22 protein-coding genes are annotated in these 23,005 nt (G+C 66.7%); 10 read left to right on the top strand and 12 right to left on the bottom strand.

Annotation, left to right across the window (positions count from 1 at the left end; all coding sequences use genetic code 11):
- Positions 1 to 21: 21 nt before the first annotated feature.
- Positions 22 to 870, bottom strand: a complete 849-nt coding sequence (ypfJ, locus tag CAL13_RS15645) for a KPN_02809 family neutral zinc metallopeptidase (protein ID WP_198297657.1) — start codon at positions 868 to 870, stop codon at positions 22 to 24.
- Positions 871 to 931: 61 nt separating this feature from the next.
- Here ypfJ and CAL13_RS15640 point away from each other — a divergent pair, with 61 nt between their 5' ends.
- From CAL13_RS15640 to bamC, 4 genes are all read left to right on the top strand, one after another.
- Positions 932 to 1,558 carry an L-threonylcarbamoyladenylate synthase gene (locus tag CAL13_RS15640; protein ID WP_086072879.1) on the top strand — a complete coding sequence of 209 codons (627 nt, stop codon included), beginning with the start codon at positions 932 to 934 and terminating at the stop codon, positions 1,556 to 1,558.
- A gap of 3 nt (positions 1,559 to 1,561) precedes the next feature.
- Positions 1,562 to 2,209, top strand: a complete 648-nt coding sequence (locus CAL13_RS15635; protein ID WP_086072878.1) for a site-2 protease family protein — start codon at positions 1,562 to 1,564, stop codon at positions 2,207 to 2,209.
- An 86-nt stretch (positions 2,210 to 2,295) separates the two neighbouring features.
- Entirely contained in the window at positions 2,296 to 3,201 is a 906-nt protein-coding gene (gene dapA / locus CAL13_RS15630) for a 4-hydroxy-tetrahydrodipicolinate synthase (protein ID WP_086058211.1), read from the top strand.
- Between the two features lie 21 nt (positions 3,202 to 3,222).
- Positions 3,223 to 4,368, top strand: a complete 1,146-nt coding sequence (gene bamC / locus CAL13_RS15625; RefSeq protein ID WP_086058210.1) for an outer membrane protein assembly factor BamC — start codon at positions 3,223 to 3,225, stop codon at positions 4,366 to 4,368.
- Between the two features lie 110 nt (positions 4,369 to 4,478).
- Here the strand turns inward: bamC and CAL13_RS15620 are convergent, their stop codons facing one another.
- The 6 genes from CAL13_RS15620 to CAL13_RS15595 form a co-directional block, all read right to left on the bottom strand.
- Complete coding sequence (locus tag CAL13_RS15620; protein ID WP_086058208.1) at positions 4,479 to 4,694, bottom strand: hypothetical protein; 216 nt, start codon at positions 4,692 to 4,694, stop codon at positions 4,479 to 4,481.
- Positions 4,695 to 4,967: 273 nt separating this feature from the next.
- The gene (locus CAL13_RS15615; protein WP_086072877.1) at positions 4,968 to 6,164 is read right to left on the bottom strand and encodes a ribosomal protein uL16 3-hydroxylase; all 1,197 of its coding nucleotides are present in this window, start codon (positions 6,162 to 6,164) and stop codon (positions 4,968 to 4,970) included.
- Positions 6,161 to 8,791, bottom strand: a complete 2,631-nt coding sequence (mutS, locus tag CAL13_RS15610) for a DNA mismatch repair protein MutS (protein WP_420042400.1) — start codon at positions 8,789 to 8,791, stop codon at positions 6,161 to 6,163. Before mutS ends, CAL13_RS15615 begins: the two co-directional genes overlap by 4 nt.
- Before the next feature lie 330 nt (positions 8,792 to 9,121).
- The gene (locus tag CAL13_RS21260; protein ID WP_157664885.1) at positions 9,122 to 9,922 is read right to left on the bottom strand and encodes a hypothetical protein; all 801 of its coding nucleotides are present in this window, start codon (positions 9,920 to 9,922) and stop codon (positions 9,122 to 9,124) included.
- Between the two features lie 380 nt (positions 9,923 to 10,302).
- The gene (locus CAL13_RS15600; RefSeq protein WP_198297856.1) at positions 10,303 to 11,583 is read right to left on the bottom strand and encodes an ATP-grasp domain-containing protein; all 1,281 of its coding nucleotides are present in this window, start codon (positions 11,581 to 11,583) and stop codon (positions 10,303 to 10,305) included.
- Positions 11,580 to 13,136, bottom strand: coding sequence for a pyridoxal phosphate-dependent decarboxylase family protein (locus CAL13_RS15595; protein WP_086072875.1), 1,557 nt, complete (start codon positions 13,134 to 13,136; stop codon positions 11,580 to 11,582). Before CAL13_RS15595 ends, CAL13_RS15600 begins: the two co-directional genes overlap by 4 nt.
- Before the next feature lie 256 nt (positions 13,137 to 13,392).
- On the opposite strand from CAL13_RS15595, the gene CAL13_RS15590 reads away from it, so the two are divergent.
- Positions 13,393 to 14,952, top strand: a complete 1,560-nt coding sequence (locus tag CAL13_RS15590) for an MFS transporter (RefSeq protein WP_332459880.1) — start codon at positions 13,393 to 13,395, stop codon at positions 14,950 to 14,952.
- Between the two features lie 55 nt (positions 14,953 to 15,007).
- Here CAL13_RS15590 and CAL13_RS15585 read toward each other — a convergent pair whose 3' ends face one another.
- Together CAL13_RS15585 and CAL13_RS15580 are read right to left on the bottom strand one after the other, a co-directional pair.
- A complete protein-coding gene (locus CAL13_RS15585) occupies positions 15,008 to 15,751 on the bottom strand; it encodes an SRPBCC family protein (RefSeq protein ID WP_086058205.1) in 744 nt (247 codons plus the stop codon).
- Positions 15,752 to 15,768: 17 nt separating this feature from the next.
- Positions 15,769 to 16,278, bottom strand: coding sequence for a DUF6496 domain-containing protein (locus CAL13_RS15580; RefSeq protein WP_086073682.1), 510 nt, complete (start codon positions 16,276 to 16,278; stop codon positions 15,769 to 15,771).
- Positions 16,279 to 16,578: 300 nt separating this feature from the next.
- Between CAL13_RS15580 and CAL13_RS15575 the strand changes: the two genes are divergently transcribed.
- Positions 16,579 to 16,794 carry a dodecin gene (locus CAL13_RS15575; RefSeq protein WP_086072874.1) on the top strand — a complete coding sequence of 72 codons (216 nt, stop codon included), beginning with the start codon at positions 16,579 to 16,581 and terminating at the stop codon, positions 16,792 to 16,794.
- A 94-nt stretch (positions 16,795 to 16,888) separates the two neighbouring features.
- Here CAL13_RS15575 and CAL13_RS15570 read toward each other — a convergent pair whose 3' ends face one another.
- Complete coding sequence (locus tag CAL13_RS15570) at positions 16,889 to 17,437, bottom strand: NADPH-dependent FMN reductase (protein ID WP_086058203.1); 549 nt, start codon at positions 17,435 to 17,437, stop codon at positions 16,889 to 16,891.
- A gap of 239 nt (positions 17,438 to 17,676) precedes the next feature.
- Between CAL13_RS15570 and CAL13_RS15565 the strand changes: the two genes are divergently transcribed.
- Together CAL13_RS15565 and CAL13_RS15560 are read left to right on the top strand one after the other, a co-directional pair.
- Positions 17,677 to 18,300 carry an antibiotic biosynthesis monooxygenase gene (locus CAL13_RS15565; protein ID WP_086073681.1) on the top strand — a complete coding sequence of 208 codons (624 nt, stop codon included), beginning with the start codon at positions 17,677 to 17,679 and terminating at the stop codon, positions 18,298 to 18,300.
- 69 nt (positions 18,301 to 18,369) lie between these two features.
- Positions 18,370 to 19,212 (top strand): mechanosensitive ion channel family protein, encoded by an 843-nt coding sequence (locus tag CAL13_RS15560; RefSeq protein ID WP_086072873.1) that lies wholly within the window; start codon positions 18,370 to 18,372, stop codon positions 19,210 to 19,212.
- A gap of 27 nt (positions 19,213 to 19,239) precedes the next feature.
- On the opposite strand, the gene CAL13_RS15555 is transcribed toward CAL13_RS15560, so the two are convergent.
- On the bottom strand, positions 19,240 to 19,995 hold the full coding sequence (locus tag CAL13_RS15555) for an IclR family transcriptional regulator (protein ID WP_086058201.1): 756 nt from the start codon (positions 19,993 to 19,995) through the stop codon (positions 19,240 to 19,242).
- Between the two features lie 241 nt (positions 19,996 to 20,236).
- Here CAL13_RS15555 and CAL13_RS15550 point away from each other — a divergent pair, with 241 nt between their 5' ends.
- The gene (locus CAL13_RS15550; RefSeq protein WP_086072872.1) at positions 20,237 to 21,223 is read left to right on the top strand and encodes a Bug family tripartite tricarboxylate transporter substrate binding protein; all 987 of its coding nucleotides are present in this window, start codon (positions 20,237 to 20,239) and stop codon (positions 21,221 to 21,223) included.
- Between the two features lie 79 nt (positions 21,224 to 21,302).
- Here the strand turns inward: CAL13_RS15550 and CAL13_RS15545 are convergent, their stop codons facing one another.
- Positions 21,303 to 22,109 carry an RNA methyltransferase gene (locus tag CAL13_RS15545; RefSeq protein WP_232467673.1) on the bottom strand — a complete coding sequence of 269 codons (807 nt, stop codon included), beginning with the start codon at positions 22,107 to 22,109 and terminating at the stop codon, positions 21,303 to 21,305.
- Between the two features lie 82 nt (positions 22,110 to 22,191).
- Here CAL13_RS15545 and CAL13_RS15540 point away from each other — a divergent pair, with 82 nt between their 5' ends.
- Complete coding sequence (locus tag CAL13_RS15540) at positions 22,192 to 22,962, top strand: inositol monophosphatase family protein (RefSeq protein WP_086058198.1); 771 nt, start codon at positions 22,192 to 22,194, stop codon at positions 22,960 to 22,962.
- Positions 22,963 to 23,005: the final 43 nt, after the last annotated feature.

The raw sequence follows: 23,005 nt of genomic DNA, 5'->3' as shown, positions 1-23,005 counted from the left end.
TCGTGGAAGGTGCGGCGCGGGTCAGAGATTCGTCGCGCTGAAGGTATCGCACTGCCGCGGGTCGCCGCCCTGAAGGCCGCGCTTGAACCACCGCACGCGCTGCGCCGACGTGCCGTGCGTGAAGGCGTCCGGCACCACATAGCCCTGGCTCTGCTTCTGCAAACGGTCGTCGCCGATGGCGCTGGCGGCATTCAGCGCTTCTTCCACGTCGCCGGCTTCCAGAATGTGGCGGGCGCTATCGGCGTGCTTGGCCCACAGCCCGGCAAAACAGTCCGCCTGCAATTCCAGGCGGACGGACAGCGCGTTGGCCTGGCGCGGTTCTTCGCGCTGCAAGGCGGACACGCGATCGGACACGCCGAGCAGGTGCTGGACGTGGTGGCCGACTTCATGCGCGATGACATAGGCTTGTGCGAAATCTCCGGGGGCCTGGAAACGGCGCCGCATTTCCTCGAAGAAGCCCAGATCCAGATAGACCTTGCTGTCCGCGGGGCAGTAGAAGGGCCCCATCGCTGCGCGCCCGGTGCCGCAGGCGGTGGGCGTCGCGCCGGTGTACAGCACCAGTTTGGGCGGAACGTAGGCGCGGTTGGCGTGCTGCTGGAATATGGTCCGCCAGGTGTCCTCGGTCTCGCCCAGCACCTTGGCGACGAACCGCGCCTCCGGATCGTTGGCGGGGGGCGGCGCGGCGGTCTGCTGGGTCTGCGCCGGCTCCTGCATCAACTGCAGCACCACGCGCGGGTCGACCCCGAAATACATGGCGACCAGGGCGAGGATGATGGCGCCGATGCTCAGGCCGCCGCCGCCTACCCGCAAGCCACCTCCGCCACGGCGGTCTTCCACATTTTCGCTTTCACGCGAATCGTCCATGCGCATGAGATTCTCCTTCCCGCCGCGGGGCGGCTGATGCATTCTTGCAAGATGTTAGGATAGCCGCATGGCGCAATTTTTCACCGTACATCCCGCAAATCCGCAACCCCGGCTTCTGAAGCAGGCCGCGCAGTTGCTCCGCGACGGCGGTCTGGCTGCGGTGCCCACCGATTCCAGCTACGCCGTCATTGCGCGTCTGGACGACAAGGCAGCGTCCGACAAGCTGCGCCGCCTGCGCGGGCTGAACGACCGGCATCACCTGACGCTGATCTGCCGCGATCTGGCCGAGCTCGGCCACTTTGCGCGGGTGGACAATCGCCAATACCGCATGTTGAAAGCGGCGACGCCGGGGCCCTTTACCTTCATCCTGGAAGCGACCCGAGAGGTCCCGCGCCGCGTGTCCCATCCTTCCCGCAAGACGATCGGGCTGCGCGTGCCGGACCATCCTGTCACGCTGGGGCTGCTCGAGCAGTTCGGTGAGCCGCTGCTTTCGACCACGCTGATTCCGGCCGGAGAAAGCGATGCCTTGAACGACGCCGAGGAAATCCGGGAACGCTACGAGCACGAGCTGGCAGCGGTGATCGATAGCGGCGCCTGTCCCAAGGAGCCCACCACCGTCATCGACCTGACCGGCGACGAAGCGCAGGTTATCCGGGTCGGGCGTGGCGATCCTTCCCAGCTTGGAATCGCCTGATTCATGGACGACATCATCCAGTCGATCGCGCTCTACGCGATCCCCGTCATATTCGCCATCACGCTGCACGAGGCCGCGCATGGCTACGTCGCGCGCATGTTCGGCGATCCCACTGCCTACCAGATGGGGCGGGTCAGCCTGAACCCGGTCAGCCATATCGACCCGGTGGGTACGCTGCTGGTGCCGCTGGTCATTCTGCTGGCATCCAAGCTGCTCGGCAGCCCCGGCATCCTGTTCGGCTGGGCCAAGCCGGTTCCGGTCGATTTCAGCAGGCTGCGGCGGCCCAAGCAGGATATGTTGTGGGTGGCGGCGGCCGGCCCCGGCTCGAACCTGGTCATGGCGATCCTGTGGGGCATCGTGCTGAAGCTGATTTACCAGAGCGGCGGGGCGGACGGCTTCTGGTTCGACATGGCCGCGGCGGGCGTGCAGATCAATCTGGTGCTGATGGCCCTGAATCTCCTGCCTCTGCTGCCGCTGGACGGGGGGCGCATGCTGTACAGCCTGCTGCCCTACCGGATGGCCGCGCAATACTCGCGCATCGAGCCCTACGGCATGCTGATCGTGCTGCTGCTCCTGTTCAGCGGCGCGCTGTGGGTCTTCCTGCGGCCCATTTTTGCCCTCGGAAGCACCATTGTGGGCTGGTTCCTATAGGTTTTCCCGCGCTATCCGGTAAACTCGCGGGATTTACAGATTCGCGTTCCCGCCGGCATCCCGGCGGGCGCTGGAGCCCAACCGATATGGCATCCTCGGCATCCGCCGCTGGCGTTACTTTTCAGGGCAGCATGGTGGCCCTGGTCACCCCCATGCATCCGGACGGGACGCTGGACTACGCGTCCTACCGCAGCCTGATCGACTGGCATGTGGCCGAAGGCACCGACGCGCTCGTCGTGGTCGGCACCACCGGCGAGTCGCCCACCGTTTCCATGGACGAGCATGCGGAGCTCATACGGGTCGCCGTCGAGCACGCGGCGGGGCGGATACCGGTCATCGCGGGTGTGGGCGCCAATTCGACGGAAGAGGCCATTCATCTGGCGCGGCATGCCCGCGAGGTGGGCGCCCAGGCCGGCCTGTCCGTGGTCCCTTACTACAACAAGCCGTCGCAAGAGGGCCTGTACCGGCATTTCCGGCGCATCGCCGAAGCCGTCGACCTGCCCACGCTCCTGTACAACGTGCCCGGGCGCACGGTGGCGGACATGTCAAACGAGACCGTGCTGCGGCTGGCGGAGGTGCCGGGGATCATCGGCATCAAGGAAGCGACGGGCGACATCGGCCGCGCAGCGCTTCTGCTGCGCGAGGCGCCAGCCGGTTTCCAAATATTCAGCGGGGACGACCCCACCGCAGCCGCGCTGATGCTGTTGGGCGGCCGCGGCAATATCTCTGTCACGGCCAATGTGGCGCCGCGTCTCATGCACGAACTGTGCGCGGCCGCGCTTGCCATGGACGTCGCCAAGGTGCGTGAACTCAACGCGCGTGTTGCGCGTCTCAACAAGGCCCTTTTCGTCGAGGCCAACCCGATTCCCGTCAAGTGGGCCCTGGCCCGGATGGGACGCATGCCGCTCGGCTATCGGCTCCCGCTGGTGGAACTGGGCTCGCAGTACCACGGCACGGTGGAAGCCGCATTGCGCGACGCGGGCGTGCTCTAAAAGCATTCAATGAGGATTCGTATGAACAAGCGCCATGCCGCTTTCACGGCATTGCTTACCCTGGTCATGCTGGCCGGTTGCAGCGACATCAATCAAATGCTCGGCAAGGAAGAGCCGATCGACTACAAAAGCGCGGTCAGCCAGCAGGCCCAGCCGCTCAGTATTCCCCCGGATTTGACCCAGGCCGCCAACGATCCGCGCTACAAGGCGCCTCCCGGCGGCACTACCACGTTCTCGCAGTATCAGGCGGCTGGCCAGCAGCAGGCGCTGGCGTCGGCGCAGCCCGCGAACAGTGGCGTGCTGCCGCAGCGTGCCGACATGCGCGTCGAGCGCGACGGCAACATCCGCTGGCTGGTGGTCGATATGCCGCCGGAGCAGATTTTCGGCAAGGTGGTGGACTTCTGGACCAGCAACGGCTTCACGATCCAGACCAACAATCCCACGGCCGGTCTGATCGAAACCGATTGGGCGGAAAACCGCGCCAAGATCCCCGAAAGCTGGCTGCGCCAGGCTCTCGGGATGATCCTGGAACAGGCCTACGATAGCGGCGAGCGCGAAAAATTCCGCACCCGCCTCGAGCGCGTCAACGGGCACACCGAAATCTATATCAATCACCAGCACATGGTGGAAAAGAACGTCGGTCCCCGCGATTCCGGCAACCTGCAGTGGCAGCCTGGCCCCGAGGATCCCGGTCTGAACGCCGCCATGCTGGCGCGTCTGATGGTGTTCCTGGGCACCAGCGTGGATCAGGCCAAGACCATGGTGGCGAAGGCGGAAGCCGTGCCGGCCCCCGCCGTCACGCGCGATATTCAAACCGATGGCGCGCGCCTGCGCGTGCAAGAGCCCTTCGACCGCGCCTGGCGCCGCGTCAGCGTGGCCCTGGATTCGGGCGGCTTCACCGTAGACGACCGCGACCGCTCGGCCGGCGACTTCTATGTCCGCTACCTGGATACGGACACCGGCCTGCAGCGCGATGAGCCCGGGTTCTTCAGCCGCCTCTTCGGCACCGCCCGGCCCAGCCAGGCGCCGCAATACCGGATCCACGTGGTCGGCCAGGGTGATGCGACCCAGGTCACCGTGCAGGATCCGAACGGCAAGCCTGACAACAGCCCCACCGCCCAGCGTCTGCTGAGCGTGCTGGCCGACAAGATGTCGGCAACGCAGTAAGCGCCGAGGGGGGAGATGCCCCCGGCAGGCCAAAACAAGAAGGGAACGCCATGGCGTTCCCTTCTTGTTTCCCGCGCCGGCCAACTGAGGTCGGGCCGGCTTTGCGAAGTTTACTGCGAACCGCCCGACGTGCTGCCGCCGGTCGCGCCGCCCGGGGCGGTGGTGCCGCCGCCGGCCGGAGGCGTGGTGGTGCTGGGCGCCGTGGTGGACGGAGCGGTGGAGGAGGGCGCGCTCGAACCGGCGGGCGCGGCGTTGTCGTCGTTCTTGTTGCAAGCCGTCAGGGCGACGGCCAGCACGGAAGCCAGAATCAGCGTTTTGCTCATCATTCGAAATCTCCTTTGTGATGGCATCGAAGCGGCCCGGAAGCCTGCCCGCGCAGGCGCTTTAGCCGGGATGACGAATTCAGGCTACAGGAGATACCCGAAGGATGGAGTATGGAAATTAAAGCTTCAGAGTCGTAAACGAAACATGCATTGCGGGGATGTATAGGGTTTGTCCTAATGTGTCGATCAGGGAGAAACCCGCCGGAATTGTGCTGTCTAGAAACTTTATAGGCTTTTCAAGCCGGGTTTTCCCTGCTCCACCGCGGACTGGGGGGTTCAGGGGATGTAGTGCAGCCACCCATCGTCCAGCCATTGCGTCAGGCAATCGCGCTCGGCGTCGTTCAGGCTGAGGCCCGTTCTGGCATCGCAGGCCAGATAGCGGTCGTCGGCCAGCCGGCGGAGCACGGCCGATGCAGGGACTGGCGCCGTTTCCCCGTTGATGAACAATTGCCGGCCGCGGTAAAGCATGCGGGTGCGGCGGTCCAGCTTCAGCAAGCCGGTATCGGGCCATCGTGCCTGTAGATCCGGGCCGTCCGCCGGTGTGGGATCGAATACGGCCTGCGCTCCCGGTTCGGTCAGCCAGCATCCCAGGAAACGATGCGCCAGCGTCTCGTCGAACCTGATGCGGCCGACCGCCTGCAACGCGGCGCCGATCAGACCGTCGGGAAGTTCGGCGGGATGCGTGGTGGCCGCCTGACCGGGGTCGCGGTAACGCGCATCCAGGCGCGGGCCGGGCAGTGCGGGCTCCCCGTATGGGCCGCTGGGCAGGCCCGCGCGCGCAAGCACCTGTTCGGCCGCGGCTTCGAGCATGCCTCGCGCCAGCGTGGCCTGGTCCGGCGCGCGAAAGCCGATGGAGATCGTCATGCAGTCGCCCTGCGCGATCCCGTCATGCGCGACCTGGGGCGGCAGGTAGAGCATGTCGCCCGGTTCGAGAATGTAGGTTTCCTCCGGTTCGAAGCGGCGCAGAATTTTCAACGGCAGGTCCGGCTGCAGGCTCAGGTCGCGCTGACGGCCGATGCGCCATTCGCGCCGCCCCACTGCCTGCAGAAGGAATACGTCGTAGCTGTCGAAGTGCGGTCCGACGCCGCCGCCATCCGTCGCGATGCTCACCATCACGTCGTCCAGCCGGGCGTCGGGAACGAAGCGGAAGCGATGCATCAGTTCGGTCGCCGCATCGCTGTGCAGGTCGACGCTTTGCACGAGCAGCGTCCAGTCCGGTTCGGCCGCCTTGGGCAAGCGCGCGAACGGCCCATGCTCCATTTGCCATTGACCGTTCTCGCGCCAGATCAGGCGGGATGCCACGTCGTCCCGGCGTGCCATCCGCTTCAGTTCCGTGACCCCTATCGGGGGTTTGAAACCCGGAATGGCCTGCCGGATCAGCAGCGGTTTGCGTTGCCACCAGCGCTTCATGAATTGCGCGGGTGTAAGGCCGCCAAGCAGGGCGAGCGGCTGGTCGGGATGCGGGACGGTCATTGCAGCTGAGCCTTCAGGCGATAAAGCGTTTCCAGCGCCTCGCGGGGCGTAAGGCTGTCGGGATCGACGTTGGCCAGCGCGTCGCGCACCGCCAGCAGCGATTCGCTTTCCTCGGCGGCCGCGGCCAGTGCCGCGGATTGGGCGTCGGCCTGCGCAGCGGCGCTGAACAGCCCAAGTTGCGGCGTGGGGGCGCCCTGGGCCTCGAGCCGTTCCAGCTCGCGCGATGCCTGGCGGATGACGGCGGCGGGAATGCCGGCGCGCTGGGCCACCTGGATACCGTAGCTGCGGCTGGCGGGGCCGTCGCGGACTTCGTGGAGGAAAACGATGCCGCCCGCGGATTCCGCCGCCGCCAGGTGTACGTTGGCCGCGGTCGGCTGTTCGGCCGGCAGGCGCGTGATCTCGAAATAATGGGTGGCGAACAGCGTCAGCGCGCGATTGTGGGTCAGCAGGCGCAGTGCGATGGCCCAGGCCAGGGCAAGCCCGTCGTAGGTCGATGTGCCGCGCCCGATTTCATCCATCAGCACCAGGCTGGACGGCGTGCTGGCGGCCAGGATGGCCGCGGCCTCGGTCATTTCCATCATGAAGGTGGAGCGGCCCCCCGCCAGATCATCGGCGGCGCCGATCCGCGTGAAAATCCGGTCCAGCCGTCCGATGCGCGCACTCGCGGCCGGCACGAAGCTGCCCATGCGGGCCAGCAGCGCGATCAAGGCGACCTGCCGCATGTAGGTCGATTTGCCGCCCATGTTGGGGCCGGTGATCAGCAGCATCCGGCGCGTGGCGTCGAGCCGGCAGCCATTCGGGGTGAAGCGTTCGATGGCGCGTTCGACGACGGGATGGCGCCCGGCTTCGATATCGATTTCGGCCTCATCCGCCAGTTCGGGCGCCACCCAGTCGTGACGGCGGGCGTGTTCGGCCAGCGTGGCGAGCGTATCGAGTTCGGCCAGGGCCGCGGCGCAATCGGACAAGGCGCGGACGTGGCCCCCAAGTTGCTCCAGCACCTGTTCGTACAGCCATTTTTCGCGCGCCAGCGACCGGTCCTGGGCCGACAGGACGCGGTCCTCCCAGGCTTTCAGTTCGGGCGTGATGTAGCGTTCGGCATTCTTCAGGGTCTGGCGCCGGCGGTAGTCCTCGGGAACCTTGTCCGCCTGCCCCTTGCTGACCTCGATATAGAACCCGTGCACGCGATTGAACTCGACACGCAGGTTCGGAATGCCGCTGCGTTCTCGCTCGCGCGCCTCCAGTTGGATCAGGAAATCCCCGCCATCGGTGGCCAGTGCGCGGAGCTCGTCAAGTTCGGCATCGAAGCCGGTTGCAATGACGCCGCCGTCGCGGATAGCCGCCGCCGGCTCCGGCGCGATGGCGCCCGCCAGAAGTGCGTGCACCGCGCCGTCCAGCGACAGGCTTTGCGCCAGGGCCGCGAAACGGCCCTCTGAAGACAGGGCGCGCACCTGCTCGCACAACGCCGGCAGGTCAGCCAGCGCGTCGCGCAGGCTGGCCAGTTCCCGCGGCCGGGCCGAGCGCAGCGCCACGCGGGCGGCGATGCGTTCGATGTCGGGGAAGCGGTTCAGGGTTTCGCGCAGCCGGTCCAGCGGCAAGGCGGCGGCAAGTCCGGCGGGCGTGTCCAGGCGCGCGGCGAGCAAGGCCGAAATGGCCTGCTGCCGTTGCATGGCAACGCCATTGTCGCGCAGGGGATGATGCAGCCAGCGGCGCAGCAGCCGGCTGCCCATGGGCGTGCGGCAGTGGTCCATGACGGAAAACAGCGTGGGCGATTCTTCGCCGCTCAGCGTCTGCGTCAACTCCAGGTTGCGCCGCGTGACGGGATCCATCAGCACGTACTGGCCGGGCCGTTCCACCTGGATGCCCTGGACGTGGGACAAAGCCTGGGACTGCGTGCGCGCGGCATAGCGCAGCAGCGCGCCGGCCGCGCGGATGCCGGCGGGCATGTCTTCGACGTCGAAGCCGGCCAGGGAATCGGTGCGGAAATGCGCGAGCAGGTGCGCGCGGGCGCCATCGCTTTCGAAATGCCAATCCGGAACGCGTGCATAGGCGCCATCGAACCCGATATGCAGATCCGCGCCTTCGGGGCACACCACTTCAGCGGGGGCGATGCGGTGCAGTTCGGATTCGATCTGCGCAGGCGCGCATTCGGCCACATGGAATTCGCCGCTGGCCAGGTTCAGCCACGCCAGGCCGGCGCGCGGCGCACGCCCGCCGCCAGGAAACACCGCGGCCAGGCAGCGGTCGGCTTTGGCGGGCAGCAAGGCGTCGTCGGTGAGCGTGCCGGGCGTGACGATGCGTACGATGCGGCGCTCGACCGGCCCCTTCGACGCCGCCGGATCCCCAATCTGTTCGCATATCGCGACCGATTCGCCCAGCGCCACCAGCTTGGCCAGGTATTGCTCCATCGCATGGACCGGCACGCCCGCCATGGGGATGGGACTGCCATTGGACGCGCCGCGCTTGGTCAGCGTCAGATTCAGCAGGCGCGCACCGCGCTCGGCGTCTTCATAGAACATTTCATAGAAGTCGCCCATGCGATAGAACAGCAGCAATGGGCCCGCTTCGGCTTTCAGCCGCAGGTATTGCTGCATCATGGGCGTGTGCCCGGACAAGTCGTTCTTTTCCATCAAACCCGATCGAAACTCGCGCGCGCCGTTGCCGGCGCAAAGCAGGGATTGTATCGGGCGGGGGGCGCGCCGGTTCCGTCGCCTGAGCCGGGGCATGGGCAAGCGGGATATCGGACGCCATGGTCCTGGGGCGCCCGCGCAGAGCGCCCGTGACAAGCGACGCAAAAAAAAGGGGCTTTCCCCCACGTTCCCGACTTGCGGCTCCGCAAAGAGTCGCTCACCGAGGAACGAGCAGGAAAGCCCGTTTTCCCTTGTCTGGCGCTTCCGTTGGCGGAAGCGTCCGCCCCTTTGCGTGGCAGGGCGGTTTGCGAAGGGTGCAGCCGTGCGGCCTCAGTCCTTGCTTTGGCCGTTGCAGCCGCAGCCTTTGTGCTTATGGCCGTGCGCGGAGCATCCATCCGGATACGGCTGCGTGGGCCAGGAAGAAGGCGGATAGCATGCGTCAACCACCTTGTGCATGAGGACCGTCAGACTGCAGATCGACTTCATGATGTTCGGGAGTTCATCGCACAGCGAGTTGGAGCCGTTGTCCGGTGACGGCGAGGGAGCGGGCGAGGATGTAACCAGAACAGGCTTCCACCATACGGTCGGGCCGGTGCCATAGGACAGCGGGTACCGTGTGCCAACGGTATGGATCTCTTTCTCGCCGTCAATGGTGCCTTGGGCCGGCTTATCCGTATTGACGTTCAAGAACGCTCCGTTCGAGGATTTTCCAGTGCCGTTCGTCGGTGTGACGCTGCATGAGAGCGTGATGTAAACGTCGTCGGTAACGGGCCCAGACGAATTGAGCTCGTCGCGCTTCCCGCTGCTCCAGCCGTAAATGTCCCACTTGAAGCCTGGGTCATTCGTATCGAGATTGGCCTCTGCGCTTATAGAGGCGACCAGGGCAGAGGGTGACGTTGCGCCGCCCTTCAGATAACTGGGCGATGAATGAACCGAGGACGGTCCCGCATAGACGAGGTACACGGTATCACCCGCGTCCACTTCGCCTGTCTTGTTGCTGGCGGATTGGAATTTCCAGGTTCCGACACCAGACTCGGTTGTTACTACCGCGCCTGAGGAATCCAGAGCCAGATAGCCCTTTGACTCCCAGTTCTGCAGCTGGAATACATCGCCGTACTTGATGATCGCCATGTTCCGTGTCCTGACTGTTTAGTTGAACGCGGCCGCCTTCCATGCCGCCGGCATGGAAGGCGGCCCTGACGGTTGCCCCATCGCACGCGGTGGCTGTAACCGGAGCAGCCTTCGGGTCACTGTCTGGGTGAACGGTATATAGGCGAACCGAACGGCGCGTCAGTGAGTGTCACTCCGCTCGAACGTCATTCGTGTCGGCCGATGCCGCTCTCCCCGCACGCATGCTATGGCTCGATCGGCGTGCGCTCTTTTAGTTGTTGTCCAACCGTTTTGAATCAGGTTCGAGCATTCGCAACACAATGGGCGAGCCAGCGGCCCGGGCCGTCATGGCGCTGTCAAGGGCCGGGGCGCGAGCTGGCCCATGGCGGACATGGTCGGACCTAGGGCGCGGGCGCCAGGCCAGCCCTGCGTTTCAGCATGGCCTGGAACGCGGCGAAGATGCGCCGCATGTAAGCGGGTTTATAGGGGTAGAGGTCTTCGGGGTCCATGGCATGGATGACGCCGCAGGTGTCGCCCTCGAAAACCAGCAGGCGGCCATCCTGCGTTTCGGCGCAGTCCATGACGAAGTAGTCCAGGCCCACGCGGCGGTGGATCTCGGCGAAGGCCTGGGCATGGCGCGCCGCGAACCCGGTATCGAAGGTGCGCATTTGTTCGGCTTCTTCCGCCCGGTTGTTGGCGTTCGCGGCCATGTCGGCGTTCAGGTAGTGCACCATCCAGCGCGGCGATATGCCGAGATGCCCCAGGAAAGGTTTGCCGTCGATCAACACCACCCGGTATTTCCGATAGCGGCCGTCGGCGCCGCGGTATTCGACGAAGCGGGACAGATAGAAATCGTCCCCCTCGGCCGCGGCCAGATAGTCTTCAAGGTCCCGCGCACGTTCCATTCTGGCCAGTCCGTTGCCGGCGTGCGAATCGACGGGCCGCACCAGTACGGGGAAATCCACGCCGGGAAGGATGTCGGCTGGCGTGATGCCGCCCGATGCCATCGTTTCCAGGGTGGCGCGGTCCACGCGCGCGATGTCGGGCGACACCACTCCCTCGGCGCCGGCCAGCGCGGCGCGCAATCCATCGCGCGACGTCTTCAGCACGGCTTCGGGGCGATTCAGCACGGGTCTGTGCCACTGCGCCAACGGAGCGGCCAGGGCCTGCAGAAGCGGGCGGTTCGCCGACGACTCCCCCACGGCGACAATCATGGCGTCGTGGTCAGGCAGCGACGCCGGCATGGGGATGCCATCGCCGACGTAAAGAAGATGCAGGTCGACGTCCGAGTCGGCGATCAGGAATTCCAGCGGTGTGTTGGCCAGGAAGTCGCCGCAGGACACCAGGGCGAGCAGGCGCAGCCCGGCGGGCTGCGCCATCGCCGGCATGTGGTACAGGGGCTGCGCCTGGACGGCATGCCGTTGCAGGGCCAGGGCGGTATCGCGCTGCCCCAGTAGCAACAACGTCATGGACAGGTCCAGTGCGGCGTTGGCGTCGCCAGGATCCCGTTGCGCGCGGGCCAGCAACTGCTGGCGCAGCCCCTCCAGATCGCCTTGCTGGAAGGCCAGGGTGATCAGACGCGCCTTGCCGATCAATTCCGGGTACCGGGTGCGCGCGCCGCCGGGTGGGGCAGGCGCGTCGGCGGATGGGGAAGGAGCGGAGGCCGGGGTCGTATCGGTCATGGAAAGCAGGATTGTCGGATGGCGGGATCGAGAGCGTCGCGCAACGGATTGTCGGAGATCGAACGCGTCGCCCATTGCGCGTGTCCGGTCGCGGCCAGCCGGGCGCCGGTCTCGATGACGGCGTCGCATAAGCGATCCACATCCGCGACGCCGCTGCGATGGTTCACGATGGCGGCGCGGATGGCGAGCGCGCCATTGACGCGCGTCGTCGAAGGCGCGGCGATGCCCGACTCCTGCAAGGCGATGGCGATGGCGGCATTGAGGCGGTCGGAGGTCTGCGCGTCGGCGGCGCGAAAACGGAAACACACGATGTTCAGCGCCACGGGCGCGAGCAGCTCCAGCGCCGGCTCCGTCTGCACGCGGCGCGCCAGATGGCGGGCGATCTCGCAGGTGCGCGCGATCACAGCCCCCAGCCGGTCGGCGCCGTAGACCTTCAACGTGAACCAGGTCTTCAGCGCCCGGAAACCGCGCGACAGGTCCGGCCCGAAGTCGCACGGCCACGGGGAATCGGCGGCCAGGCCGCGCGTTTCGCGGCTCAGGTAGGCGACGTCGGCGGCGAAGGTCTGCCGATGCAGTTCGCCATCGCGGACCAGAATGAAGCCGGCGTCATAAGGCACCTGGCCCCACTTGTGGAAGTCGAAGGCGATGGAGTCGGCCCTTTCGATGCCGTGCAAAAGGGGCGCCAGTTCGGGCGACAGCATCGCCAGCGCGCCGAAGGCGCCGTCCACATGGAACCACAGCCCTTCCTCCGCCGCGATGCTGGCCAGCGTATCGAGCGGATCGACGGCGCCCACGTCCACGGTTCCCGCCGTGCCGGCGATCAGGAAAGGCGTGAAGCCGGCGCGGCGGTCTGCCGCGATGGCGGCGCGCAGCGCGCGAGGATCCATGCGGAAATCGCGATCCACCGGTATGCGGCGCAGCGCGTCGGCGCCCAGACCCGCTATGTCCATGGCCTGCGCGATGCAGCCATGCGCGCAGGAAGAGGTATACGCGGTGAGCCTGGACTGACGCGATGCGACCCCTTCGCGGCGGACAGTGGGCCCGAGCGTGGCGGTGCGCGCGACCAGCACGCCGATCAGGTTTGCCATCGACGTGCCTGTGACGAACACCCCGCTGGCGCTTTCCGGGAAGCCGAAGAGCTCGCGCATCCAGCGCGCGATTTGCCGCTCCACTTCCAAGGGAATCTGGTTGCGTCCGCCCAGATTGGCGTTCAGGCCGGCGGCGAGGGTTTCGGCCAGCATGCCGACGGCCGTGCCGCCGCCGTGCACCCAGCCCATGAAACCGGGGTGCGCGTTGCCGACGGCGTAGGGCAGGATTTCCCGCATGAAACGCGCGTGCGCCTGCTCCAGCCCGGCCGGCTGGTGCGGAAGCGGCTCCCGGAACCCATGCCGGACCGCTTCGGGCGCAGGCTGCCAGACCGGGCGCTCGCGCAGCGACGCCAGATAATCGAACATGTCATCGAGCATGCGATGACCCTGCGCGCGCAATGCGGTCCAGTCGTCGGGGTCGAGCGTGCCGTCGGGCGCCGGCAGGCCGGCGGCGGGGTGATTCATTGGTTCCTGCAATGGAGAAAGCTGCAAGGCCGCGACCGGGCGGACGGGCCGCAGGCATGTTGCCATTGCCCGCGCGCGAACGATATAGGCGGGATACGGGGATAAGCGGGCGAGTTCGGGGCCATTTTCGGCTTTTCCCTCGCGCGGCCGTCTGGCGCGGCGGAGAATTTACAATTTCCGCCGTGCAAGCGCGGCCCTGCAGGGCCGTATCGGCGCATCGATGCACATGGCGGCCAACGCCGGGACAGGAGAAGAAGTGGATTTGGAATCCGAAGGGACGCCGGGCGCGGCGCGCGCTGCCGGGTCGGCGGGTCAGGCCGGCGACCCGGCAGCGGCGCCTTCGGGGCCGGCGCAGGGCGGCGGGGAAGGACAGGGCGGCACGGAAGGACCGGCCCTTCAGGACCCGAGCGATCCGCCGGATTCGGGCAGCGGCCGCGGCGTTGCGTGGCTGGTCGCCGGCTCGTTCTTCATGGAAATGCTGGATGCGACCATCATCACCACCGCGCTGCCGGAAATGGCGCGCAGCTTCGGGGTGCGCCCGGCTGATATGTCGATCGGCATGAGCGCGTACCTGCTGGCGCTGGCGGTGTTCATCCCCGTCAGCGGCTGGGTGGCCGATCGCTACGGACCCAGGCGTGTCTTCGGCGGCGCATTGGCGCTGTTCACCGTGGCTTCCATACTGTGCGGGCTGTCGCAGTCGCTGCCCCAATTCACCGCGGCCCGCGTGTTGCAGGGACTCGGCGGCGCGATGATGGTGCCGGTCGGGCGTCTTGCCGTGCTGCGCGTCACGCCGAAGCACGAGCTGGTGCGCGCCATCGCCATCATCACGTGGCCGGGCCTGGCCGCACCGGTGATCGGACCGCTGGTGGGCGGCATCATCACGTCCACGCTCGGCTGGCACTGGATCTTCTTCTTGAACGTTCCGCTTGGCATCGCCGCCATCGTCGCCACCGCGCGGCTGGTGCGGGGCACGCCCGGGGGCCCGCGGCCGTTCGATGTGGCCGGTTTCGTTCTGACCGGCACGGGGTGCAGCGTGCTGATGTATGCCGTCGATCTGTGCGCCAAGCCCGATGCGGATGCCGCCGAGGTGCTGGGACTGCTGGCGCTGGCTGCGGTGGCGCTGGCGCTTTCGGTCCGCCATCTGCGTCGGACGGCGCATCCGCTGATCGATCTGTCGCCGATGCGCTATCCCACATTCGCGGTCACCATGTACGGCGGTTCCCTGTTTCGCATCGCCATCGGCAGCGCGCCGTTCCTGCTGCCGCTCATGTTCCAGGTGGGTTTCGGCATGTCGCCGGTGCAGGCAGGCTCATTCATGCTCGCGATGTTCGCCGGCAATCTCGCCATGAAACCCGCCACCGGCTGGGTCATGCGCACCTACGGCTTTCGCCGCGTGCTCGTGGTCAATGGCCTGCTGGTGGCGGCCGGCTTCGCGCTGTGCGCCACGTTCACCGCCGGCACTCCTTTCTGGTGGACGTCCGCGCTGCTGTTTTTCTGCGGCCTGTGCCGGTCCATGCAGTTCACTGCCCTGAACACGCTGGGCTTCGCCGACGTCCCCAAACCGGCCATGACCGGTGCCACCACACTATTCAGCGCATGCCAGCAGATGAATGCAGGGTTGGGCATTGCGTTCGGCGCGGTGGCGCTGCGCGCGGCGGAATGGATCAGCGGGCATGGGCATGCCGCGCCGGGTCCGCTGCAATTCAAATTGGCGCTGTTGTTCACGGCCTTGCTGGCCGCGGCGGCCATCATCGACAGCGTGCGCTTGCCGGCCGATGCGGGCGCCGCCATCAGCGGACACCGGCGGGCGGCGTAGCGCCTCTACCGCCGGCGGCGGCGTGGCGCGCACTGCCGCCGCCTTCTTCGTGCGCTCAGTCGCCGTCTTCGCTGGCGGTCGCGTAGTCCTGGCCCGCCTCCAGGAAGCGCTTCAAGCGCAGCAGGTCGTCGCGCGCCTGCGCGCCCGGACTGTCGCCCCACAGCCGGGCGACGATGCGGCCCAATTCGCCCGCCGGCGGCTCGTAGGCAATGACTGCCTGCACCTCGGTGCCCAGCCCTACCACATCGCTGAAGGACAGCGACCCCTTGTGGCGCACGGGCGAATCGGGCGTAGATTCCCAGGCGATGCGGGTATTGGGAATCTCTTCGGTCACCACGGTGTCCCATTCCAGCGTCCTGCCCAAAGGCGCTTCGATGGTCCAGTGGCTGTGCCGGTCGTCCACGATATCCACGCGCTTCAGGTGCTGCATGAACTGCGGCAGGTTGCGCAAGTCCCTGCAGAACGCATAGACATGGTCGATGGGGCGCTGGATGACGACGCGATGCGCCGCCGCGGCGGCCGTCTGCCAACCTTGTTCTTCCGCAATGTGGCGCTCCTGGGGCGTCTTCGCCAGTCGCGCCTTGACGCCGCAGCGGCCCGACACGCCGCGACTGAGCAGCGCGCCGCCGGCCAGGGCCGCGGCTGCGCCGATCCACCCGCCGCGGCGAAGACCGAGCAAAACCAGCGCGCCGCCGCCGACGCCTGACGCCCAGCGTTCCTTGCTATTCAGGTTGGCGGGGCCCAGTTCGGGCTTCGCCGCCAGAAAGTCCAGGAGTTGCCTCACATTGTTCGTGGTCATCGGGATCTCCGGCGGTCTCAATGATGGGCGTGGGCCTGGCGGTTCGCGGCGCGGGTGCGCGCGGCTTTTTTCGCGGCGGCCGAGCGTCCTTCGGCGCCTTTGGTGCGGGCAGCCTTCTTCGCGGCGGCCGAGCGGTCGGCGGCGGTGCGCTTGCGCGCGGCGCTGCGGCCCTGGCTCGCCATGGCGCGGTGCGATGCGCCGGCCGTGCTTTCCCGCTTCAGCGCGCGCGTAGAGGCGGCGGAACGCTTGGCCGATTTCCTGGCGCCGCCTTCTTTCGCCTTGGCCTCATCCTGCTTGGCTTTCTTCTTGGTGGCGGACGATGCGCTGGATTTGGTCGGCACCTTCACGCCGGCGCGGCGCGCTTCGGACAAGCCGATCGCGACAGCCTGCTTGGCCGAGCGCACGCCATGCTTGCCTTCGCGCACGCGTTCGACCTGCTCGCGGACGAATTCGCCGGCCTGCGTGGACGCGGATTTCCCTTGCTTCTTGTCGCGCTCCGCTCGCGCGACGGTTTTGCGTTCGGGCATGATCACCTCCATCGAAGAACGGACCGTGAATGGCCCGGTTGATCGCGGGATGGCTCAGCAAACCCCATGCCGTGCGATCGCGGCGACGCCATCCCGTCCGGGCGATGCGGCACTTGTGCCCGGGGCGTCTCCGATGGCTGTCCGCGTGCGTGTGCACGGCAATTGCGGCCATCGTGCCGCGCGGCGCGGGCGCGACATGCCGCGCCATATGCCCTGGCTGCCGTATGCCGCGCCTGCCGCGCGTTCATTACCCGGCATCGTGAACCCGGGCCGCCGGGCCCATTCATCAGGAGAACCCACATGGCGAACCACGTGTACAAGCAGATTGAATTGGTCGGTTCATCGACCACGTCCAGCGACGATGCCATTTCGCGCGCGATCGAACGCGCGTCGACCACGCTGCGCAATATCGAATGGTTTGAGGTGACCGGCGTGCGCGGTCATATCGAGCAAGGACGTGTCGCGCATTGGCAGGTGTGCCTGAAAATCGGCATGCGCATCGAGGAAGCCGGCTGAAGCCCGGTTCGATATCCGGAGCCGGCGTGCCGTTCGCAGCCGCTCCGGATCGGTTTCCTTCCCAGGCGCCGGCGGGACGCCTGGAATCCCATCTTCAAACGGCGAGTTTCTCCACCCACGCCACATAGCGGTCAACCCAGCCTTGCAGGAACGTGCGGGTGCTTTCATTGGCGATCGTGTGGTCGGCCTGGAACAGCCCGTCCTTCATCTGCAGGAACACTTCGGGCAACGGCATGGCGGCGACTCCCTGCGCCGAGAGGATGTTGCGCAGATGCTGCTGTGCCATCGACGTTCCCATGGTCCCCGGCGTAATGCCCACGACGCCGCACGGCTTGCCTTTCCACACCCCTTGCCCGTACGGGCGCGACGCCCAGTCGATGGCGTTCTTCAGTGCGGCCGGAATGGAGCGATTGTGTTCCGGGGTCACGAAAAGCAGCGCGTGGGAGCTGCGGACGAGATCCTTCAAGGCCAGCACGGACGGGGGCATGGCGTCGTCCAGGTCCTGGTTGTAGATTGGCAGGTCGAGATCGGCGTACGTGAGCTTGAAGTGGGCCGGCATCAGCTTTTCCAGGGCCCGGGCGAGCTGCAGGTTGAACGATGCCTTGCGCAGGCTGCCCACCAGCACCGCGATTTGATAGTCCATGGTTGCACTCCGTGGGGGAAAGGCTCAATCCTACCGTCGTCGGATGTCGGGTTGAACGCGCACCATAACGGTGCGGGTACCGAGGGTTTTCACTAGGCCGGTGATTTGTGCGGTGCAGTGAAAAAACGCCTTCTTGAGAGAAGACGCGGGAGAACTGGCTTTTCTTGCGGTGCAGCAAACATGGCATGGCTATTGCTTTGAAGAAGACGCCACGCCATGGCAAGTTTCAGGAGTCCGTCATGCCCGTCCCCGCCGCCGCCTCCCCGGCCCCCGTCACCATGCTGATCACCCGCCAGATCGCGCCGGAGCGCTACAGCGACTTCCTGGCGTGGCTGCGCCAAGGCGAAATCCTGGCCGCAGGGTTTCCTGGTTTCCTCGGGTCGGGCGTGCTGCAACCGCCGGAGGGCGGCGACCAGTATCAGATCGTGCTGCGCTTTCATGACGAGGCCAGCCTGCTGCGCTGGGAGAAGTCCTTGCCGCGCCGCATGTGGCTGGAGCGCGGCCGCGAGCTGGTGCGTGCGAGCCAGGTTCACCGGGCCACCGGCATGGACGCCTGGTTCGGCCCGCAGAAGAGCGCGCCGCCGCGCTGGAAGCAGGCGTTCAGCATCTGGCTTGTCTACTGTCCGTCGCTGCTGCTGTTCAACGTCCTGTTCCAGGAGCAGTTGGCGGCGCTGCCTCTCTTCTGGCGGGTGCTAGCCACCACGACGACGATGAGCCCGATCCTTTCCTTCGTGCTGATTCCCTTCATCAGCCGGGTACTGGGCCGCTGGCTGCATGCGCCCACGACATCCGGGCGGGAAGGCCGAGCGCCGCGGCGCATCGCCTCGCTCGGCAAGGGCACGCTGCTGCGGGCTCAGCGTTAGGTTTCTGCTACATTCCCGCCGACATTTCGGCGGGCGGCCTGCGTCCGCCATGATTCACAAGGAGTATGCATGGACGCAACGCTGAACGGCTTCGCCGCGATGATTCCCGCCGCGATAGACATCGCGCTCAATCTGCTGTGGGGCGTGCTGATACTCGGCATCGGATGGTGGGCCGCCGGCCTGCTCGGACGCTGGGTGCGGCGCGTGGCGGAGCGGTCCAACCGCATCGATCGCACCATCGTTCCCATGTTCTGCACCACCGTCGTATGGGCGGTGCGCGTTTTTACGCTTATCGCGGTCCTGGCGCAGTTCGGCGTGCAGACGGCGAGCATCATCGCCGTGCTCGGCGCGGCGGGGCTGGCCGTCGGTCTGGCGTTGCAGGGCACCCTGCAGAACATTGCCGCTGGCATCATGCTGCTTATCCTGCGGCCCATCCGCGCCGGCGAGTATGTGGCGCTCAGCTCGGGCGCCGAAGGCACGGTGGAGGAGGTCGGTCTGTTCCTGACCCGGCTGGTGCAAGGCGACGGCATCCATGTGACGCTGCCCAACAGCACCGTGTGGAATGCCACGATCACCAACTACAGCCGCAACGCAACACGCCGCTTCGATATGGCCGTGGGCATCCGCTATGGCGATGACCTGGACCGCGCCATGGCGACCTTGCGCGAGGTCGTCAATAACCATCCGCTCGCCCTGCAAACCCCCGCTCCGGACGTGCGCGTATTCGAGTACCGCGACAACGTGGTGCTGGTCAATGTGCGCGTGTGGGCGGAATCCGCGCGCTATTGGGAGTTCCGCTGGGACCTGCTGCACAAGACGCGTGTGGCGCTGGATGCGGCGGGATTGCGTCCGCCCGTGCCCGTTCGCGAGATCACGGTGGGTGGCGACGGCGCCACCGTCAAATCCGCCTGAGCGCCGATCGCCGGCGCGTTGACGCCCCTAGGTCTGAAGCCGCGCGAGTTCGGCCTGGATCCAGCCGGCGATCTCGCGCTGCCGCTGGGCCGGCATGCGGTCGATGATCGCCGTTACGCTGATGGCCAACAGCGGCTCGCCCTGCGCATCGAGCAGGGCGCAGCCCACGCCGAGCGCGCCGCGCACGGCATGGTTGCCCACCACCGAATAGCCTCGCGACCGCGTGTTTTCAATCAAGCGCAGCATCTCGTGCGTCGTCATGCCCCCGTACTCGTCCAAATAGGCGGCGTTGCGCGCGACGATGGCATGGGCGACGTCATCGGGCAGCGCGGCCAGCAGGGCCATGCCGCCGGAACCGACTCCCAAGGGCTGCCGCTTGCCGGCATAGGTGGCGAGGATCTGAACGGGATAGCCGCCGATTTCGCGGTGCAGGCTGACCGACTCGTCGCCGTCGCGAACCACGAGGAAGACCGCGTCGCCCGTGCGTTCCGCCAGGCGCCGCAGCGCCGGAAGCGTCAGGCGCAAACGCGGATCCGATTCCGGTGTCCCCGATTCCTGCGTCAGCTGCGCGCGGTAGCGCTTGGTGCCGGCAACGGGTTGCGCCAGGCCCGCTTCCATCAGCGCCGCCATGAGGCGGTAGATGGTGGGACGCTGGATGCCGGTATAGCGGGCCAGGTCGGTCACGCACAGACCCTCCGGACCGTGGTCGCGCAGAGCGGCCAGGACGCGCAGACCGCGGCGCAGGGTGCGGGGGCCGGCGGCGGAGGCAGAGGACTCTTCCATGGGGGCGGCGGCGTAAAGCCGCGTAGGGATACAGGGCGGTATTGGGGTACGGGGGTACGGGCGATGCGTCCGCTGTGTGGACGAATGTGCTGCGATTGGTTGCGGTTGCGCGGCGCATTCCCCAGAATCCGGCGGCTAATTATTCTAAACGTCCAACATTCGGACAATCCATCTGGAATGTCCGCAGTGTGGACGCTTCCTTGAAAACGTCCGGTCTCCGGACAGACCAGGAGTGAGACAAATGCGTCAAAAACTTGCCCTGTTGCGCAAGGCGGCCGTTACGGCCGCCGGTGCCGTAGCCCTCTGCGCCGCCAGCGTTCCCGCCCAGGCCGCGTATCCCGACAAGCCCGTGCGTATCGTGGTCGGCTTCTCCGCCGGCGGCACGACGGACGTAATCGCCCGCATCATGGCCAAGGAGCTGACCGAATCCCTCGGCCAGTCCTTCGTCGTGGAGAACAAGCCGGGGGCCGGCAGCAATATCGGCGCGGAATACGTGGCCCGCGCCACGCCGGACGGCTACACGCTGTACTTCGTGGCGGTGACCAGCGCCATCAACCAGACCCTGTATCCGAAACTGAACTTCGACTTGGTCAAGGACTTCTCGCCCGTGGCCCTGGCGGCGAAAGTGCCGAACGTGCTCGTGGTCAACCCGCAACTGCCGGTGAAATCGGTGAAGGAGCTGGTGGATTACGCCAAGGCCAATCCGGGCAAGCTGGCCTTCGCCTCGTCGGGCAGCGGTACGTCCATCCATATGGCGGGCGAGCTTTTCAAGCTGCAGGCCGGTGTGGACGTGCTGCACGTGCCGTACAAAGGCAGCGCGCCGGCGCTCACCGATCTGATCGGCGGCCAGGTGCAGTTCATGTTCGACAATATGCCGTCTTCGTGGCCGCATGTGCAGGCGGGCAAGCTGCGCGCCCTGGCGGTGACCACGAAAGAGCGTTCGCCCAGTGCGCCCGATCTGCCCACCATGGCCGAGAGCGGCTTTCCGAAGTTTGACGTCTCGTCCTGGTTTGGCCTGATCGCGCCGGCCAATACGCCGCCCGATGTCATCAAGACGCTGAACGCCGCCATGGTGAAGGCGCTGGACAAGCCAGAAGTGAAGGACTCCTTCGACAAACTGGGCGCCGTGCCGTCCAAGACCACCCCGGAACAATTCGGCCAGTTCATCCAGGCCGAAGTGAACCAGTGGGCGCCGGTGGTGAAGGCGTCCGGCGCGCGCGTGGACTGACGGACGATCCAATGCAAAACGCCCCGGCGTCTGTGGCGCCGGGGCGCTTTTTTTTTCTGACTTTCCAACAACCCGGCCGCTAGTCCCGCGGCGTCGCCGCCTCCGCGCGCCTTGCCGTCGCCAGCATGGCCGTGCACACGCCGCGCAGCATGTCGACCTCGTCACGCGTGAGCCCGCTGCGGCTGAACAGATGCCGCATGCGGGGCATCAGCTTTTTCGGATGCTGGGGATCGAGAAACTTCACCGCGACGAGCGCTTCTTCCCAATGCGCGAGCAGCGCCTGCACGGCCTGCACCGATGCCGGTTCGGCGCCCGGATCGGCCGCGTGCCCCGGCGCGGGCGGCAGCAGGCTGCTGCCTTGCGAGGCCAGGAACGCATAGCGCACTTCCCAGGCCGCCAACTGCAAAGCCTGCGCGACGTTGAGCGAGCTGTATTCGGGGTTGGCGGGAATATGGCAGATGCGGTGGCAGGCCGCGATCTGCGCATTGGTCAGCCCCGCGCGTTCGGTGCCCAGGACGATCGCCACCACGCCTTGCTCATGCGTCGCCAGGTGGTCGCGAGCGAGGTTGGCGGCCTGGCGGATGTCGCAGGGCGGGGGACCCAGGTCGCGCACCCGCGCCGTCATGGCGAACGCCAGGGTCACCGGCGCCAGGGCGTCCTCCAGCGTTTCGTGTACGCTGGCGGCGGCCAGGACGTCGCCCGCCCCGCTGGCAAGGGCGATAGCTTCCGGCTGCGCCGTCATATCGGGCAGGCGCGGCGCCACCAGCGCCAGATTGGAAAAGCCCATGGTCTTGATCGCCCGCGCCGCCGAACCGACGTTGCCGGGGTGGCTGGGTTCGACCATGACGAAGCGCACGCGCGGGAATGGCGTCTTGGGGAGAGTCATTTAAAATGCAATGTTTGGCGCGCTGGGACCGGCCCTTTGCCGTACCCCCAGGCCGCGCATTACCGAATCAGTACGGAATTTTATGCACCCGATGCTCAACATCGCCATCAAGGCGGCCCGGCGTGCCGGCACCATCATCAATCGTGCCAGCCTCGACCTGGAAAGACTGAACGTGGCTCGCAAGGGGCCGCGGGATTATGTCACGGAAGTCGACCAGGCCGCCGAATCGGCCATCGTGGAAACGCTGCAGGCGGCGTATCCCGACCACGCGGTGCTGGGCGAGGAATACGGGCTGCAGGGCAGCGAACAGGCGGAATTCCGCTGGATCATCGATCCGCTGGACGGCACCACCAACTTCATCCACGGCCTGCCCAACTACGCGGTGTCGATCGCGCTGCTGCAGCGTGGCGTCGCCATGCAGGCCGTCATCTACGACCCTTCGCGGAACGAGATGTTCACCGCCACGCGTGGCAGCGGCGCCTTCCTGAACGACCGGCGCGTGCGCGTCTCCGGGCAGACCCGCTACCACGACGCCCTGCTCGGCGCGCACTGGCCGGGATCGGCCAGCCCCGATCAGGGCGGCGGCAAATTCCGGCAGATGGCGCAGAACAGCGCCGGCGTGCGCCGCATGGGCGCCACGGTCCTGGACCTGGCCTATGTGGCATGCGGCCGCCTGGACGGATTCTGCGGCGTGGCGCTCAAGCCATGGGACATGGCCGCGGGCAGCCTGCTCGTGCTGGAGGCGGGCGGCCTGGTTGGCGACTTCACCGGAGAGCAGGGCTGGCTGGAGTCGGGCAACGTGCTCGCCGCCTCGCCGAAAATCTTCGCGCAGATGCTGAATTACTTGCAGTAGGTGAGCTCACCCCCGAAGCGCTGCGCGTTTCTCCTGGCGGACC

Origin of the sequence: Bordetella genomosp. 9, from assembly GCF_002119725.1 — a bacterium.
Lineage (GTDB): Bacteria > Pseudomonadota > Gammaproteobacteria > Burkholderiales > Burkholderiaceae_B > Bordetella_C.
This window is presented reverse-complemented; position numbering and strand designations above follow the sequence as displayed.